The organism is Sulfitobacter sp. (genome assembly GCF_036960155.1).
Classification (GTDB): domain Bacteria; phylum Pseudomonadota; class Alphaproteobacteria; order Rhodobacterales; family Rhodobacteraceae; genus Sulfitobacter.
Genome location: NZ_JBALWB010000001.1, coordinates 532,402 through 549,771 on the forward strand (window position 1 = coordinate 532,402; position 17,370 = coordinate 549,771).

General features: G+C 52.2%; 13 protein-coding genes. 2 read left to right on the forward strand and 11 right to left on the reverse strand.

Annotated elements, in window-relative coordinates:
• The first annotated feature begins 365 nt into the window (after positions 1–365).
• Complete coding sequence (locus V7775_RS02665) at positions 366–1,178, forward strand: putative rhamnosyl transferase (RefSeq protein WP_335750312.1); 813 nt, start codon at positions 366–368, stop codon at positions 1,176–1,178.
• Between the two features lies 1 nt (position 1,179).
• A complete protein-coding gene (locus V7775_RS02670; protein WP_335750313.1) occupies positions 1,180–1,989 on the forward strand; it encodes a putative rhamnosyl transferase in 810 nt (269 codons plus the stop codon).
• On the opposite strand, the gene V7775_RS02675 is transcribed toward V7775_RS02670, so the two are convergent.
• From V7775_RS02675 to V7775_RS02725, 11 genes are all read right to left on the reverse strand, one after another.
• The gene (locus V7775_RS02675; protein ID WP_335750314.1) at positions 1,978–2,844 is read right to left on the reverse strand and encodes a DMT family transporter; all 867 of its coding nucleotides are present in this window, start codon (positions 2,842–2,844) and stop codon (positions 1,978–1,980) included. The genes V7775_RS02670 and V7775_RS02675 overlap by 12 nt on opposite strands.
• 140 nt (positions 2,845–2,984) lie before the next feature.
• Positions 2,985–7,235, reverse strand: a complete 4,251-nt coding sequence (rpoC, locus tag V7775_RS02680; RefSeq protein ID WP_335750315.1) for a DNA-directed RNA polymerase subunit beta' — start codon at positions 7,233–7,235, stop codon at positions 2,985–2,987.
• Positions 7,236–7,329: 94 nt separating this feature from the next.
• Positions 7,330–11,469, reverse strand: a complete 4,140-nt coding sequence (rpoB, locus tag V7775_RS02685) for a DNA-directed RNA polymerase subunit beta (protein ID WP_335750316.1) — start codon at positions 11,467–11,469, stop codon at positions 7,330–7,332.
• A gap of 245 nt (positions 11,470–11,714) precedes the next feature.
• Positions 11,715–12,086 carry a 50S ribosomal protein L7/L12 gene (gene rplL / locus V7775_RS02690; protein ID WP_335750317.1) on the reverse strand — a complete coding sequence of 124 codons (372 nt, stop codon included), beginning with the start codon at positions 12,084–12,086 and terminating at the stop codon, positions 11,715–11,717.
• Between the two features lie 79 nt (positions 12,087–12,165).
• Positions 12,166–12,678 carry a 50S ribosomal protein L10 gene (gene rplJ / locus V7775_RS02695; protein ID WP_335750318.1) on the reverse strand — a complete coding sequence of 171 codons (513 nt, stop codon included), beginning with the start codon at positions 12,676–12,678 and terminating at the stop codon, positions 12,166–12,168.
• Between the two features lie 516 nt (positions 12,679–13,194).
• Positions 13,195–13,590 carry a RidA family protein gene (locus V7775_RS02700; RefSeq protein WP_335750319.1) on the reverse strand — a complete coding sequence of 132 codons (396 nt, stop codon included), beginning with the start codon at positions 13,588–13,590 and terminating at the stop codon, positions 13,195–13,197.
• On the reverse strand, positions 13,587–13,991 hold the full coding sequence (locus tag V7775_RS02705; protein WP_335750320.1) for an acyl-CoA thioesterase: 405 nt from the start codon (positions 13,989–13,991) through the stop codon (positions 13,587–13,589). Before V7775_RS02705 ends, V7775_RS02700 begins: the two co-directional genes overlap by 4 nt.
• Positions 13,992–13,994: 3 nt before the next feature.
• Positions 13,995–14,681, reverse strand: a complete 687-nt coding sequence (locus tag V7775_RS02710) for an ABC transporter ATP-binding protein (protein ID WP_335750321.1) — start codon at positions 14,679–14,681, stop codon at positions 13,995–13,997.
• A complete protein-coding gene (locus tag V7775_RS02715) occupies positions 14,678–15,427 on the reverse strand; it encodes an ABC transporter ATP-binding protein (RefSeq protein WP_335750322.1) in 750 nt (249 codons plus the stop codon). The genes V7775_RS02710 and V7775_RS02715 overlap by 4 nt, the downstream gene beginning before the upstream one ends.
• Positions 15,420–16,403: a branched-chain amino acid ABC transporter permease gene (locus V7775_RS02720; RefSeq protein ID WP_335750323.1), complete on the reverse strand. Its 984-nt coding sequence runs from the start codon at positions 16,401–16,403 to the stop codon at positions 15,420–15,422. The genes V7775_RS02715 and V7775_RS02720 overlap by 8 nt, the downstream gene beginning before the upstream one ends.
• Entirely contained in the window at positions 16,400–17,320 is a 921-nt protein-coding gene (locus V7775_RS02725) for a branched-chain amino acid ABC transporter permease (protein WP_335750324.1), read from the reverse strand. The genes V7775_RS02720 and V7775_RS02725 overlap by 4 nt, the downstream gene beginning before the upstream one ends.
• Positions 17,321–17,370: the final 50 nt, after the last annotated feature.

Genomic DNA, 17,370 nt, shown 5'->3' on the forward strand with positions numbered 1-17,370 from the left:
ATCCCCGTGTTGCGATCTTGAATGCACCGAGGGCAAACCTCAGCGCGGTGAATAGTATGCCGCGTACGTCCACGCGGCGTGGCTGGAGCAAATGGTGCAAAGCAGTAAGGCCGCAACGCTTCCGTACCGAGGTAAGCGAGGCGGCTATGCTTCAGAGGATCGGGCCAATTAAGGCGGCCTGGATCTTGACCACATGCGTTATGATATGCGCGGCAGGGGCGACCCCCATTAGCGAGATAACGGGCGTATACTCAGAGTCGTCGATAGTGTCAACCTGACTCCCCCCTGCCCACTTATCAGAACCACCTCTTGCAAAACTAACACCTGAAACCGCATAATGCTGAAAAAAGCGTGGGAGAACTCTAGTGACGCTCCAAGTGATTGGCCTTTGCCGATTTTCCTATCCAGCAATCGGTGGTTTCCAGGTCGAACACGAGACGACCGAAGATCGTATTGCATACCTTTATGAAAAGGCCCGGCTGGAAGAACGCTTTAGACTGATGGAGGCAGTTGCCCTGCCCTGCATCAAAGCGCAGACTGATGAGGATTTTGAGTTGATCATTGTCATCGGCGATCAATTCCCGAAAGAACATTCCGACCGCCTACATGACATCACTGCCGACATCCCTCAAATCCGGATCATCGCAGAGCCACCACGCCCACAGCGCGAAGTGATGAAAGAAATCTTCAACAAGGCGCGCAAAGACCCCTCAGTTCCGTGTTTACAGTTTCGCCATGACGATGACGATGCCTTTGCCGTCGATTTCATTGAACGATTGCGCGCCGCATCTCACGATGCTCAGGCCCTGACCGCCCAACACAAGGCTGTCAACTTTGACTGGAACAAAGGGATCGTCGCCGAGTTTGGACCAAATGGCATTGCATCTACGGATATCTTCCGACAGCTATATCCCGCTGCAATGGGTATGCAGATCCGCGGCGGTTCCCCCCTCACAATCATGAATTTTGCCCACGAAAAGATTGCTCGCTTTATGCCCGTTGTTAGCTACCCTGAAGCACAGATGTTTGTGCGCAGCCACAATAGCTCCAACGACAGCCGCCAAAAGCCAGTCAAAAAGGTACCCGTCCAGCCGATTGATTTTGAACAAACGCAGATGTTCAAAGATCGCTTTGCCATCGACATTGATAACGTCAGCCGTATTTTCACGGAGAAATAACATGCGTACCGTAGGTATCTGTCGATTTTCCTATGCCGGGCGTGGCGGCTTCAAGGTCACCCATGAAGATGAGGCGGAATTAGCTACATACCTTTACAACCCAGAGCGGATGGAAGAACGGTTCCGGCTATTCGAAGCAATTACGCTGCCGTGCGTTGCCAAACAAACCGACCCCGATTTTACGTTTTTGATCATAACCGGAAAATGGTTCCCCGCTGAATATCTAGAGCGGTTGACCAAGTTGACTGCACACATACCTCAATGCAAAATCAGGCAGTTTCCGCCCCGCCCCCACAGGATTATCATGGCCAAAGCCATCAATGAATGGCGCGGCGAACCTGATGAACCTTGTTTGCAATTCAGATTGGATGACGACGATGCTATGGCTTTGAGCTTTGTTGAAAAGCTGAAGCAGACAGTAGATGACTTAAACGGCATCAGGTCCCACCACGGCAGCATCGCAATTGATTACAATCAAGGGTATGTTTTTACCGCTGGCGCTGATGGCGTAAAACTCTGGCCTTACCACTATCCCTATTCGGCGATCGCCCTCGGAATGGTTGTAGAGGCAGGTAACACAAATACCATCATGAGCCATGGCCACCAGAACCTTTGGAAGACAATGCCAACTATGACCTTTACTGGTGAGGATATGATGATGCGCGGACATAACGACTTCAACGATAGTCGGCTAAAGGGCAAAAAGAACGTGTTCGATTACAAAACCATGGACGACGCCGAAGCGGCCCATATTCGCGAGACATTCGGCATCGACAATACCCATGTTAAACAGGTCTTCTCACGCCCTTAATAGCTTTCGTTCGCGGTAGAATGTAAACAGGCCCGTGCCAATAACAATCGCGGCTCCGATTAGCGTGAGCTTTGTGGGAACTTCGCCAAAAACCAGAAAACCAATAATCATCGCGCCGATCAATCCTGTGTACCGGAACGGCGCAATAAACGAGACGTCTCCACTGCGCATGACCTGAATGCTGAAAAAATACCCTGTGATAACAAACATCGCAGAACCAATGATGTAGCTTGCCAATGGAACGGTGATCGGCGCCCATTCTTGGGTCATTGACGCAAATCCCGCCGCCAACATAACCGCAACTGTAGTACCAAGGGTAACTGCCATTCCCGGCACATTGGGCGACAAGCGCCTTGTAACAAGGTCTCGGACTGTCACACTAAGAACTGCAGCAAGCGCGTAAAGAGACCAGATATTGAACCCCTCCGCTCCGGGGCGAATGATCAGCATAACACCCCCCAAGCCAATCAAAATTGCCAACATGCGTCGCCAGCCTACGGCCTCACGATACACCAACACAGTGCCCAAGGTCACAACCAGCGGCACCACCTGCATGATCGCATTCAGGTTCCCCAAAGGCATGTTGAACAACGCATTCAGGAAAAAATATGATGTCACAATCTCGGTTAAACCACGCAGCGCAATCACCTGCTTGTCGTGCCGCGAAATTTCACCGCTCAATGCCCCAAGGCCACGCGCAACGAGATAGACGAACACCGTCGCAAGTATGCCGCGCATAAATATCAACTGAAACAGCGGGATGGCTCCGTTGGTGAGCTTGAGAAACATATCATTCACTACGAAAGCCCCCATAGAAGCCATCATTAGCAGTGCGCCTTTGGTATTTGGGGACATTCGCATTTCCTAAGATCTGTTGCTGACAGTGTCCGATCAGTAACACTAGGGCAATGCGCTACATACTCTACGGCGCAAGAAAAAGCCCCCGCAACCTGAAGGCTGCGGGGGCTTTTTAGTTCTTTATCAGAAGCGCGGTATTAATCGCGGCTTTCCTCATCATAGTTTGGCATGGAGGAGAACACATCGCCACCGACGACATCATCAACAGGCTTTGTCGGAGCGGCAAGACGCGCCGCCTCTTCTGCCTCGATGCGGCGCGCTTCAACCACGACATTATCGCGATCAGCTGCAACACGACGCATCTGCTGAGTTGCCCCACCAGTACCCGCAGGGATCAAGCGGCCAACGATGACGTTCTCTTTAAGACCAACCAATTTATCACGCTTACCTTGGACAGATGCCTCAGTAAGAACACGAGTGGTTTCCTGGAAGGATGCCGCCGAGATGAAGCTGCGAGTTTGCAGCGATGCCTTGGTGATACCCAATAGGATCGGCTCGCCCTTGGCGACACGGCCGCCTTTGGACAATGCCTTTTCGTTGGCTTGGTCGAACTCGAGCTTGTCTACGTGTTCGCCTTTCAGCAGCGTGGTGTCTCCGCTCTCTTGGATCTCCCACTTTTGCAGCATCTGACGCACGATGACTTCGATGTGCTTATCGTTGATCTTCACACCTTGCAGACGATACACGTCCTGAACTTCGTCGATCATGTAATCGGCAAGCGCTTCGACACCCATAATTGCGAGAATGTCATGCGGCGCTGGGTTGCCGTCCATGATGTAATCGCCCTTCTGAACGAAGTCGCCTTCGGCCACTGGGATGTGCTTGCCCTTTGGCACCATGTATTCGACTTTGTAGTCCGGATCTTCCGAGCTCTCGATCGCGATGCGGCGCTTGTTCTTGTAGTCTTTGCCGTAGCGCACATAACCGTCGATTTCTGCGATGATCGCGTGATCCTTGGGGCGACGTGCCTCAAAGAGTTCCGCAACACGTGGCAGACCACCAGTAATATCCTTGGTTTTGGCGCCTTCACGCGGGATGCGCGCAAGAACGTCACCAGCAGCAACTTCGCTACCGTCTTCGATGGACATAACCGCATCCACAGACATTGGATAAGTAATCGGGTTGCCCGCGGCGTTACGCAGTGGCTCTCCATCCTTGTCGTGCAGAATGATCTCAGGCTTCAGCTCGTTGCCTTTTGCAGCAGAGCGCCAGTCGATGACGATCTTTTGCGTCATGCCTGTCGCGTCATCGGTCTCGTCTTTGACAGAGATACCAGAGATAAGATCGACGTGCTTGGCTGTACCAGCCGCTTCAGCGATGATTGGCAGCGTGTAGGGGTCCCATTCGTACAATTTATCGCCGCGCGCCACTTCTTGGCCCTCTTTGACAAACAGCTTGGTACCGTAACCCACTTTGTGGCTCGCACGTTCATCACCGTTTTCATCGATGATAAGCAGCTTCATGTTACGACCCATAACCATGGTTTCATCTGCAGAGTTTTGCAGCGTCATGGTGTTTTCGAATTGGATCGTACCTTCCTGACCAGCTTCCTGGAAAGACTGCTGACCACCCTGAGCAACACCACCAATGTGGAACGTCCGCATTGTCAACTGTGTACCAGGTTCACCAATAGACTGCGCCGCGATGATACCCACCGCTTCGCCTTGGTTCACCAAAGTACCGCGCGCAAGGTCACGACCATAACACTGGGCGCAGACACCCTCTTCCGCTTCACAAGTAAGCGGCGAGCGGATGCGTGCAGAGGCAACAGCTGCCTCATCAATGATGTCAGCCAGACGTTCATCAATGATTGTGCCGTTGGCAACCAGTACTTCTTCGGTACCCGGACGCATGATGTCCTCGGCAACGACACGACCCAACAAACGTTCGGCCAGTGAGGAAACAACCTCACCGTCGTTCACGGCTGCAGTTGCAGTAATCGCAATATCAGTGCCGCAATCGTGCTGACGGATGATGCAATCCTGTGCAACGTCTACCAGACGACGCGTTAGGTAACCGGAGTTAGCTGTTTTCAGAGCCGTATCCGACAGACCTTTCCGCGCACCGTGCGTTGAGTTGAAGTACTCAAGAACGGTTAGACCTTCTTTAAAGTTCGAGATGATCGGTGTCTCGATGATGTCGCCGTTCGGCTTGGCCATCAGGCCACGCATCCCGCCAAGTTGTTTCATCTGCGTAACAGAACCACGCGCACCGGAGTGCGCCATCATGTACACTGAGTTTGGTTCGTTTTCGGAACCATTCTCGGCGTACGTGGTGTCGGAAATCGCACCCATCATCGCGTCGGTGACTTTGTCGTTACACTTTGACCATGCATCCACAACTTTGTTGTACTTTTCACCCTGAGTGATCAGGCCATCCATGTACTGTTGTTCAAAGTCTTTAACCTGACCGCGTGTTTCTTCAACCAGTGGCCATTTGCTATCGGGGATCAGCATGTCGTCTTTACCAAACGAGATGCCTGCCTTGAACGCTTCGCGGAAACCCATTGTCATGATCTGGTCACAGAAGATAACGGATTCTTTTTGGCCACAATAACGGTAAACCGTATCGATGACCTGCTGCACTTCTTTCTTACGCAGCAGACGGTTGACCAGGTCAAACGGTGCTTTTGCGTTCAGCGGCAACAGCGCTCCAAGGAGCACACGACCAGGTGTGGTATCAAAGCGCACAAGCACTTCGTTACCTTCGTTGTCGATCTGTTTGATCCGTGATTTGACTTTGGCGTGCAGATGTACTTCGCCAGCGTCCAGCGCGTGCTGAACTTCATTCACGTTACCAAAGACTTTGCCTTCACCAACCATGCCGTCACGGCCCAAGGTCACATAGTAGAGACCCAAGATCATATCCTGCGATGGAACAATGATCGGAGCGCCGTTTGCAGGCGACAGAACGTTGTTGGTGGACATCATCAAAACGCGCGCTTCAAGCTGGGCTTCCAGCGAGAGCGGTACGTGAACAGCCATTTGGTCGCCGTCAAAGTCAGCGTTAAACGCAGAACAAACAAGCGGGTGCAGCTGGATGGCTTTACCCTCAATCAGAACTGGTTCGAACGCCTGAATGCCAAGACGGTGCAATGTAGGCGCACGGTTCAGCATGACGGGGTGTTCGCGGATAACTTCATCCAGGATATCCCAGACTTCGGGACGTTCTTTTTCAACCAGTTTCTTGGCTTGCTTCACTGTGGAAGACAGACCTTTGGCCTCCAGGCGTGAATAGATGAACGGTTTGAACAGTTCGAGTGCCATCTTTTTGGGCAAGCCACACTGATGCAACTTCAGTTCCGGACCAGTCACAATGACCGAACGACCGGAGAAGTCGACGCGCTTACCCAAAAGGTTTTGACGGAAGCGACCCTGCTTACCTTTCAGCATGTCTGACAGTGATTTCAACGGACGCTTGTTGGCGCCAGTAATCACACGACCACGACGACCGTTATCGAACAATGCGTCAACAGATTCCTGCAGCATCCGCTTTTCGTTACGCACAATGATATCAGGCGCACGCAGCTCAATCAGACGCTTCAAACGGTTGTTACGGTTGATCACACGACGGTAAAGATCGTTCAAATCTGAGGTCGCAAAACGACCACCATCCAGCGGCACCAGCGGGCGCAGCTCTGGCGGGATCACAGGGATCACGGTCAGGATCATCCATTCAGGACGGTTACCGGATTCAAGGAAGCTCTCGACGACCTTCAAACGCTTGATGATCTTCTTAGGCTTCAATTCGCCGGTGGCTTCTTTGAGCTCTTCGCGCAGCTGGTCGGCTTCTGCTTCGAGGTCAATTGCTGCCAGCATTTCGCGGATCGCTTCGGCGCCGATGTTGGCGGTGAATGCGTCCATACCGTAGGCGTCTTGGGCATCCATGTACTCTTCTTCGGTCAGCATTTGACCGTAGGTGAGGTCCGTAAGGCCCGGCTCGATTACAACGTAGTTTTCAAAGTACAAAACACGCTCAAGATCGCGCAATGTCATGTCCAGCATCAGGCCGATGCGCGATGGCAACGACTTGAGGAACCAGATGTGCGCAACTGGGGATGCCAGCTCGATGTGGCCCATACGCTCACGACGTACTTTTTGAAGCGTAACTTCCACACCACATTTTTCGCAGACAACGCCGCGATATTTCATACGCTTATATTTGCCGCACAGACATTCGTAGTCTTTGATCGGGCCAAAGATACGCGCACAGAACAGGCCGTCGCGCTCAGGCTTGAACGTACGGTAGTTGATAGTTTCCGGCTTTTTAATCTCACCGAATGACCACGACAAGATACGTTCTGGCGATGCCAGAGATACCTTGATCTCGTCAAACGTCTTAGTAGGCGCGACGGGGTTAAACGGGTTGTTTGTCAGTTCCTGGTTCATTTTCAATCCTTAGATTTATTCTCGAAAGCAGTGGAGAGAGAGGGACCGCCCCTCAGTCGAGAGGCGGTCTGGAATATCAAATTCCGGCTATGCCCTACTCTTCTTCCTCCGCATCCAGGAGTTCCATGTTCAGGCCGAGGCCACGGACTTCTTTGACAAGAACGTTGAACGATTCTGGAATACCAGCCTCGAAGTTGTCCTCGCCTTTGACGATGCTTTCATAGACCTTCGTACGGCCTGCAACGTCATCCGATTTCACGGTCAGCATTTCCTGCAGGGTGTATGCAGCGCCATAAGCTTCAAGTGCCCAGACCTCCATCTCACCAAAGCGCTGTCCACCGAACTGCGCTTTACCGCCCAATGGCTGCTGGGTAACCAGCGAGTATGGACCTGTCGAACGCGCGTGGATTTTGTCATCCACAAGGTGGTGCAGTTTCAGCAGGTACTTCACGCCAACAGTCACCTTACGGCTGAACTGTTCTCCGGTACGACCGTCAAACAGAACCGACTGACCGGATGTGTCAAAGCCCGCACGTGCAAGACTATCGTTCACATCGGCTTCTTTTGCGCCGTCAAAGACAGGAGTCGCGATTGGAACACCGTTGCGAACATTGCCCGCCGCTTCCAACAAATCTTCCTCGTCCATGCCAGTGATGCCTTCTTCATAGACATCATCGCCGTAGGCCAACTTCATCGCTTCACGCACAGGTGTCATATCGCCGGAACGCTTATATTCTTGCAGCGCCTCGTCGATGTTGATGCCCAAACCGCGTGCGGCCCAGCCCATGTGTGTTTCAAGGATCTGACCAACGTTCATACGTGATGGAACGCCAAGTGGGTTCAGACAGAAATCAACCGGAGTACCGTCTTCGAGGAACGGCATGTCCTCCATTGGTACAACCTTGGAGATAACACCCTTGTTCCCGTGACGTCCGGCCATTTTATCGCCCGGCTGCAGCTTACGCTTAACCGCTACGAATACTTTGACCATCTTCATCACACCGGGGGGCAGATCATCGCCACGGCGTACTTTCTCGACTTTGTCCTCAAAGCGGGCATCCAAGGTCCGTTTCTGGATCTCGTACTGCTCGTTCAGGGCTTCGACAATTTTCGCGTCGTCTTCGTCCTCAAGCGCTAGCTGCCACCACTGACCACGTGTCAGAACGGCATCCAGTGTCTCTTCGGTGATCTGGCTGTTCGGGCGTACGCCTTTCGGGCCTTTTACAGCCACTTTGCCAAGGATCATTTCACGCAAACGCGCGAAGATGTTGCGATCAAGGATCGCCATCTCATCGTCGCGGTCACGTGCAAGACGTTCAACTTCTTCACGTTCGATCTGCAGGGCACGTTCGTCTTTTTCCACGCCGTGGCGGTTAAAGACGCGCACTTCTACAACTGTACCAAAGTCACCCGGTTTTACACGCAACGATGTATCGCGAACGTCGGACGCTTTCTCACCAAAGATGGCGCGCAGGAGTTTCTCCTCCGGCGTCATCGGGCTTTCGCCTTTTGGCGTGATTTTACCGACAAGGATGTCACCTGGTTCAACGTCTGCACCGATGTAGACGATACCCGCCTCATCAAGGTTGCGCAGCGCTTCTTCACCAACGTTTGGAATATCGCGAGTGATTTCCTCGGGGCCAAGCTTGGTATCACGTGCAGCGACTTCGAATTCCTCGATGTGGATCGAGGTAAAGACGTCGTCACGCGAAACGCGCTCAGAAATCAGGATGGAGTCCTCATAGTTGTACCCATTCCAAGGCATAAACGCGACGATCACGTTCTTACCAAGAGCAAGTTCACCCATGTCTGTGGACGGACCATCCGCGATGACCTGACCTTTTGTAACCCGATCGCCAACCTTCACCAGCGGACGCTGGTTGATGCAGGTGTTCTGGTTTGAACGCTGGAATTTACGCATGCGGTAGATGTCTACGCCTGCGTCGCCCAGCTCAAGATCAGAGGTTGCGCGGATAACGATACGTGTGGCGTCTACTTGGTCAATAACGCCTGCGCGTTTGGCCATATAAGCCGCACCGGAATCGCGTGCTACAACTTCTTCGATACCTGTACCAACAAGCGGTGCTTCAGCTTGAAGTAATGGCACAGCCTGACGTTGCATGTTCGAGCCCATCAAGGCCCTGTTCGCATCGTCATTCTCAAGGAACGGGATCAACGAGGCAGCAACGGAAACCAACTGCTTTGGCGAAACGTCAATGAGGTCAACGTTCATGGAAGGCGAAAGCGTGTAGTCACCCGATTTCCGCGTGGAAACCAAATCGTTCACGAACTTCATGTTTTCATCAAGGTTCGCGTTGGCCTGCGCCACGGTGTGGCGCATTTCCTCAGTAGCAGACATGTATTGGACTTCATCCGACACAATACCGTCTTTTACCTTGCGGTAAGGCGTTTCGATAAAGCCGTATTTGTTTACACGTGCGAATGTTGCGAGGCTGTTGATCAGACCAATGTTCGGACCTTCAGGCGTTTCAATCGGACACATGCGACCGTAGTGGGTTGGGTGAACGTCACGTACTTCAAAACCAGCACGTTCACGTGTCAAACCACCTGGTCCAAGCGCTGAAAGGCGACGCTTGTGCGTGACCTCTGACAGCGGGTTGGTTTGGTCCATAAACTGCGACAGCTGCGAGGAGCCGAAGAATTCACGTACCGCAGCAGCCGCTGGCTTCGCGTTGATCAGGTCTTGTGGCATGACTGTGTCGATTTCGACGGAAGACATACGCTCTTTGATCGCGCGCTCCATGCGGAGCAGACCAACGCGGTATTGGTTTTCCATCAGTTCGCCAACAGAACGCACACGACGGTTGCCGAGGTGGTCAATATCGTCGATATCGCCGCGGCCATCGCGCAGGTCAACAAGCGCTTTGATGCACGACACGATGTCAGCGCGATCCAGCGTACGCTGGGTGTCTTCTTTGTCGAGTGCGAGACGCATGTTCATCTTCACACGGCCAACAGCTGATAGGTCATAACGTTCGCCATCAAAGAACAGCGTGTCAAACAGGTTTGACGCTGCTTCAACTGTGGGTGGCTCACCCGGACGCATAACGCGGTAGATGTCCATGAGCGCGGTGTCGCGGTTCATGTTCTTATCCGCCGCCATCGTGTTGCGCATGTACGGGCCAACATTGACGTTATCGATGTCCAAGAGTGGGATCTCGGTGATGCCAGCATCGACTAGCTCTTTGGCGGTACCGCCGATGAGCGTGCCGTCTTTATCAAACTCCAGCGTCATCTCGTCACCGGCTTCGACATAGATCGCGCCAGTTTCTTCGTTGATGATGTCTTTGGAGACAAACGTGCCTTCGATGTGATTGAATGGCAGTAGCAGTTCGGTGACGTTGCCCTCATCGATCAGCTTTTTCACAGCGCGAGGCGTAACTTTCTTGCCCGTTTCGAACAAGATTTCGCCGCTGGCCGCATCTACGATGTCATAAGTTGGACGGGTGCCACGAACACGTTCTGGGAAGAACGGTGCGATCCAACCTTTGCCAGCATCAAGACGATACGTGACGGTGTTGTAATACGCGTCCATGATCGCTTCTTGGTCAAGACCAAGGGAATACAGCAATGTAGTGACAGGCAACTTACGACGACGGTCAATACGTGCGAATACGATGTCTTTTGCGTCAAATTCGAAATCCAACCACGAACCGCGATATGGGATAATGCGGCAAGCAAACAAGAGCTTACCAGACGAGTGTGTCTTACCCTTATCATGGTCAAAGAAAACACCCGGTGAACGGTGCATCTGGCTCACGATTACGCGCTCGGTGCCGTTTACAACAAACGTACCGTTTGGCGTCATCAACGGCATATCGCCCATGAACACATCTTGTTCTTTGATGTCTTTTACAGATTTTGCACCTGTATCTTCGTCGATATCAAACACGATCAGACGGAGAGTAACCTTAAGCGGCGCGGAGTAAGTCATGTCGCGCTGCTGGCACTCTTCAACGTCGTACTTCGGCTTTTCTAGCTCGTACTTAACGTATTCCAGAATGGAAGTTTCGTTAAAGTCCTTGATCGGGAATACCGACTGGAACACACCCTGAATGCCATCACCATCGGTGGGCGTTTCTGCATCGCCGGAATTCAGGAACAGATCATATGAAGATTTCTGAACTTCAATGAGGTTCGGCATTTCCAGCACTTCGCGGATTTTGCCGTAGTATTTACGTAGACGCTTCTGGCCAAGGAAGGATTGTGCCATGTGTCGTGTCACCTTTCGTGTCTCTTGCCGAATGCGCCATCGCCGGGGCCGCGATGCACACCCATAAGAGCGGTTAAATCCGGTCTATGCTGGAGCGCGTCCCACCGCACCCCTTCCGACCCTTGGACCTATCCAGAAAGACGCTTGTTAATTAAAGCGCCTTTCAAGACAGGTTTGGCTGGACAAGGTTCTCACCCCATCCAGCCAGTATTTACAGCAGGAATTAACTTCCTGCTTGAGACGGCTTAGGCCAGCTCGACTTCTGCGCCAGCTGCTTCCAGCTTGGCTTTCACTTCTTCGGCTTCGGCTTTGTCGACGCCTTCTTTGATTTTGCCGCCAGCTTCAACGAGGTCTTTGGCTTCTTTCAGGCCAAGGCCTGTGATCGCGCGAACTTCTTTGATCACGTTGATTTTGGATGCGCCGGCGTTCTTCAGAACAACGTCGAATTCAGTTTTTTCCTCTTCGGCGCCAGCGCCATCAGCAGGGCCCGCCATCATGACTGCGCCACCGGCTGCAGGCTCGATGCCGTACTCGTCTTTGAGGATTGTTTTCAGTTCTTGTGCTTCAAGCAATGTAAGACCAACGATGTCTTCTGCTAGTTTTTTCAGATCAGCCATGTTTTAGCTCTTTCCGTTAACGATATGTGTGTTCCAACGTGTAGTATCAACTAACACGCCGATTTGACGATATTGTCGCTTACGCAGCCTTGTCTTCGATTGTTGACAAGATGGATGCGATATTGCTTGCAGGTGCGCCAATGGCCCCGGCGATGTTCGATGCTGGTGCGCCCAACATACCCGCGATTGTGGCGATAAGCTCGTCACGCGAAGGCATTTTGGACACGGCTTCGACACCGGCGACGTCCAACGCATTCTCACCCATTGCACCACCGAGGATGACAAGCTTGTCATTCTCTTTGGCGAATTCCTGAGCAACCTTAGCCGCAGCTACAGGATCCTCAGAATAGGTTAGAACGGTCATACCCGTCAGAAGGTCAGCAATGCTTGCACATGGCTTGCCCTCAAGGGCGATCTTGGCGAGCCTGTTTTTGGCAACACGCACAGACCCACCCGCAGCGGTTGCCCGCGCACGTAGATCCTGCATTTCAGCAACTGTCAGACCGACGTAGTGGCTAACCACTACAACGCCAGAGCTTTCAAAGATCTGGCCGAGTTCATCGACCAGCTGTTCTTTTTGTGCTCTATCCACAGTTTCTCTCCAAAGTTATCGGAGGTGTTACCCTCCGGGCTCGTTTTGCCGAACGAATGTTCGACGTCGGGTCCTTACGGGTCCTTCCCAAGACCGTCCGAGAGCGTTGCTCACGAAAAGTCATAGTCATTCCCCATCTCAGGCAGGAATTATGGACTGAATTCCCAGTCCACCCACCATCTCGGACGAAGCGCAAAAAGCGCACGACGAATCGTGCGCTATGATGCAAGGGTTGAATTAGTCTGAATACGAGAGAATGCCAACAGCAAAACCGCATCAGGCCACACAATCATCAAGTAGCCGCTCGGAGCACTCTGCGAATGCAGCGAAGGACCGCTTAGATTCCAAATTGCAGGAATGCCGCAACGTGACAAAGCCAGGTTTCGCGGCAATCGAGGCTTCAGGCCTGCAACGGCCAAATTCAGCAAAGATTGGGCGATTTGTCCAACCTTAACACAGGACCCTATCTTTGGACAGTTCACGTTCCGAAAACCAATGGACTTTAGGACCCAAAAGTCAGTCTAGCTGGGCCGTCGCTTCGATCTCAACCAAAGCGTCATCTTCTATCAAGCCTGCAACTACCAACATTGACATTGCAGGGAAGTGTTTACCGAAAACTGAGCGGTAGGCCGCTCCAACGGCGCGCTGATTGGCCATGTAGGTTGCCTTGTCAGTTACAAACCACGTCAGTCGAACAACATCTGATGGTTTTCCACCCGCGGCAACCACGATCTCAGAGATATTCTGTAACGCCTGCTGCATCTGTGGAACAAATTCTTTTGATACAAAGACCTTGTCTTTATCCCAGCCGATTTGCCCACCAATGTGCAAGGTGCCGTCTTTGGTGAGCACACCGTTTGCGTACCCTAACGCTGGCGCCCAGCCCTCTGGTTGGATCGTTTTATGTGTCATGATGATACCTTAGTGAAATCTTTGAGACTTAGTTTTATGTCGTTCTGCAATGGTATTGGAATGCCATTCAAATCGATGTGAACGAGGGTCGCATTGGTGATGAAACGTTGTTCATCGGCACAATGGCAAACCATTTCGTAGTTGAAACTGGTCTTTCCAATCCGCGTCACATTCAATCTTAAGTCTAACACATCACCATGACGGCTAGGGTTATTAAACGTTGTTGCGATGCTTACTGTCGGGATGCCCGCTGATTGAATGAATTGTTCAAACGGGCATTTTAGACCGTTGTCAAAGAAACTTTCGATGCAATCGTTCATCATCTCAAAATATCGCGGGAAAAACACAATCCCAGCGGGATCGCAGTGCCTGAAAAGAACTTTTTGCTGCACTTTAAACATCACCTACACCCCAATCAGTCGTTCAGAAATGTCAGTTGTTAGATCTTGCATTGCGCCGTTCCAAACGGTTTTGCCACGTTCAAGAATGGTCGCGCGGTCACAGACTTGGCCCAGCTCTGCCAAAGATTTGTCGATCACAATAATGGCCATTCCAGTTTCATTTTTGAGTTTGGCTATCGCCCCCCAAATTTCTTGTCGAATTATGGGAGCGAGACCTTCGGTGGCCTCATCAAGGATCAACAGTCGCGGATTAGTCATTAGGGCACGGCCGACGGCTAGCATTTGCTGCTCCCCCCCCGACAAAGTGCTTGCGCGTTGATGCTTGCGTTCGCCCAGCCGGGGGAACAATGTCGTAACACGGGCCATGTTCCACGGCCCACTTCGAGATGCCGCAATCAAGTTTTCGGTGACGGTTAGATCGGCGAAACAACGACGTCCTTCCGGCACAAGGCCGATCCCCAGCCGGGCAGCTTGATGGCTGGCAAGGCGGTTTAGGTCTTGCCCGTCAAACCTGAGCTGACCTGAAGCGGGGATCATTCGGCATATTGCTTTGACGGTAGTGCTTTTGCCCATCCCATTGCGCCCCATTAGCGCAACGACTTCGCCCTCTGACACTTCCAAATTGACGTCAAACAGTGCTTTGGATGAGCCATAACTGGCCTGAACGTTTTGCAGGGAAAGAAGACTCATGCGTCACCCCCTAGATATGCTTCCCGCACAGCGGCACTAGATCTGATGTGATCAACCGTGCCCGTTTCAATGATTTGGCCGTAGACTAACACACTGATCCGGTCGGCCAACGCAAAGACTGCGTCCATGTCATGTTCAACAAGTAGGATTGGCGCTTCATCGCGCAAACCATCCAGAAATCCAGTGAGCGTTTTTGAGCCTTCTGCTCCCAAACCTGCCATCGGTTCATCCATGACAAAGGCCTTGGGCTTTAGCGTCAAGGCGACAGCAACTTCCAACTGACGACGCTGTCCATGACTTAAGTCAGAGGTGCGCCGCGCCGCGCTATCTTGTAAACCAACCCGTTTCAATGCATCGGCTGCCTTTGAACGTAACGCCTTATCTCTCAGCACGGGACGCAAAAACCGCCATGGCGACCCATCGGCACCCACTGCACCAAGCATGACGTTTTGCAAAACCGTGTCTTCCATCGCTAAAGCCGAAATCTGAAACGTGCGACCAATACCTGCCTTTGCGCGTGTCGCGGTATTGGCCTGAGTTACGTCTTGGCCCAAAAGCTCAATACGTCCGGCATCGGGCTTTAGCCCACCGCAAATTTGGGCAATTAACGTGGATTTCCCCGCCCCATTCGGACCGATAACTGCGTGTATTTCACCTGGATATAGATCAATTGATACATCGTTTGTCGCCTTAAGCGCGCCAAACGATTTTTGCAAATTGTGCGTGGCAAGGACTGGATCAGTCATGTGCTATCTCCCGTCCAGCGAGGAGGCCAACCAACCCGCCCCGTGCAAATAGGACAACAAGCAACAGCAACGCACCTAAGTAGATATGCCAATACTCACTTAACCCGCCGAGGAAGTGTTCGAGCATCACAAAGACAACAGCACCAATGACAGGCCCACAAAGGCGTGCGGTACCGCCGAGGATGATAAAAATCATGATCTCACCTGACATTTGCCAACTGAACATTGTGGGACTGACGAAACGGTTCAGATCAGCAAATAATGCACCCGCCAATCCAGTGATCACGCCTGACAGAACAAAGGCCACCAACTTAAGACGTTGCGGGTCCAGCCCGACTGTCTGCACCCGTTGTGGTACCTGACGTGCCGCGTTTAGAGCCAAGCCAAATGGGGATCGCGCAAGCAATCCGTTTAGGAGTAAGACAAGACATAGGATCGTAAAACAGATGGCAAAAAAGTTGATAGGGATGAGCGTATCTACCCCAGGGAAACCGTTGCGAACGTAAATCAACAGCCCATCTTCACCGCCGTACGCGGCCCAACTGATCGAGAAGAAATAGAACATCTGCCCGAATGCCAGTGTGATCATAATGAAATAGACACCTGTCGTGCGCAGGGACAACAACCCGATGAGCAAGGCCGCTATCGCCGATGCGGTCATCGCAACCAGCCAGATCACGGGCATCGATTTGGTCCCCTCGATCAAAAAGGGAAGTTCCATCACTGGCGAGTATGTTTGGGCGTGATGCGCAAGAATACCCATCGCGTAACCGCCAATTCCAAAAAATGCAGCATGCCCAAGGCTGACCAAACCGCCCAATCCAAGGGCAATATTCAACCCAACGGCAGCCAAAGCAAAGATTACGGCACGTGTCGCCAGCGTGATCGTAAAGGGCTGGTCAATAAAATGAGCCCACAACGGTACAGCGAGTAAAAGTACCAACACAAGCCCGTTCAAATAGCGTTCGCGTATCATGCGCGTGCTCCAAACAGGCCCGTTGGTCGCCATATCAAGACTGCTCCCATCAGGATATAAATCGCCATCGACGCCAAAGCTGACCCAGAGGATTGCGCAGCGGAGGGTTCCATGAATAGCTTGAACAATTGGGGCAAGAAGACGCCTCCTAACGTGTCGGTCAATCCAACCAAAAGCGCGCCAATCAAGGCCCCCTTGATCGATCCGATTCCACCAATGACAATGACCACAAAGGCGAGGATCAAGACGGGTTCGCCCATCCCGACTTGGACCGACTGGATCGCGCCAACCAATGCACCAGCTAGACCAGCAAGAGCTGCACCTAAGGCAAAGACCAATGTGTAAAGTTTCGAAATATCTACCCCAAGTGCCGCAATCATCTCACGGTCATTTTCGCCTGCACGGATCTGTATGCCAATCCGCGTGCGGGTGATCAAAAGGCCCAAACCAGCGGCAACAAGCAACCCAACACCAATGAGAACCAAGCGATAAAGGGGATATTGAATTCCGCCCGGCAAGGTCACTGGGCCAGACAGATAATCGGGGATTTCTAAAAAGAGAGGGAAAGACCCAAAGACCCAACGGGTTCCTTCGGAAAAAATCAAGATCAGGGCAAAGGTCGCAAGCACCTGGTCAAGATGGTCTGTCGCATAAAGCCTGCGTATTACCAACATTTCGACAAGGACACCGGCAAGAGCTGCAGCCACCATTGCTGCGATCAAGGCCAAAACGAATGATCCCGTTAACCCAGCAACAGCTGCAGCGGCAAACGCACCAATCATATAGAGCGATCCATGGGCGAGGTTGATGAGCCCCATAACGCCAAAGATAAGTGTCAGGCCAGCCGCCATTAAAAACAGCATGATGCCAGATTGCAGACCGTTCAAGATCTGCTCAATGATCAAGATTGAGGACATATGTTGGGGAACCTTTTATGGTTCGGGGAGGAAATCCCCCCGAACCGGTT

Excerpts from the sequence above, each read along its gene's own strand:
- V7775_RS02710 (WP_335750321.1), bottom strand. The coding sequence starts at position 14,681 with ATGAGTCTTCTTTCCCTGCAAAACGTTCAGGCCAGTTATGGCTCATCC.
- V7775_RS02670 (WP_335750313.1), top strand. The coding sequence starts at position 1,180 with ATGCGTACCGTAGGTATCTGTCGATTTTCCTATGCCGGGCGTGGCGGC.
- rpoC (WP_335750315.1), bottom strand. The coding sequence starts at position 7,235 with ATGAACCAGGAACTGACAAACAACCCGTTTAACCCCGTCGCGCCTACT.
- V7775_RS02705 (WP_335750320.1), bottom strand. The coding sequence starts at position 13,991 with ATGTTTAAAGTGCAGCAAAAAGTTCTTTTCAGGCACTGCGATCCCGCT.
- V7775_RS02715 (WP_335750322.1), bottom strand. The coding sequence starts at position 15,427 with ATGACTGATCCAGTCCTTGCCACGCACAATTTGCAAAAATCGTTTGGC.
- rpoB (WP_335750316.1), bottom strand. The coding sequence starts at position 11,469 with ATGGCACAATCCTTCCTTGGCCAGAAGCGTCTACGTAAATACTACGGC.
- V7775_RS02720 (WP_335750323.1), bottom strand. The coding sequence starts at position 16,403 with ATGATACGCGAACGCTATTTGAACGGGCTTGTGTTGGTACTTTTACTC.
- V7775_RS02725 (WP_335750324.1), bottom strand. The coding sequence starts at position 17,320 with ATGTCCTCAATCTTGATCATTGAGCAGATCTTGAACGGTCTGCAATCT.
- V7775_RS02675 (WP_335750314.1), bottom strand. The coding sequence starts at position 2,844 with ATGTCCCCAAATACCAAAGGCGCACTGCTAATGATGGCTTCTATGGGG.
- rplL (WP_335750317.1), bottom strand. The coding sequence starts at position 12,086 with ATGGCTGATCTGAAAAAACTAGCAGAAGACATCGTTGGTCTTACATTG.
- V7775_RS02700 (WP_335750319.1), bottom strand. The coding sequence starts at position 13,590 with ATGACACATAAAACGATCCAACCAGAGGGCTGGGCGCCAGCGTTAGGG.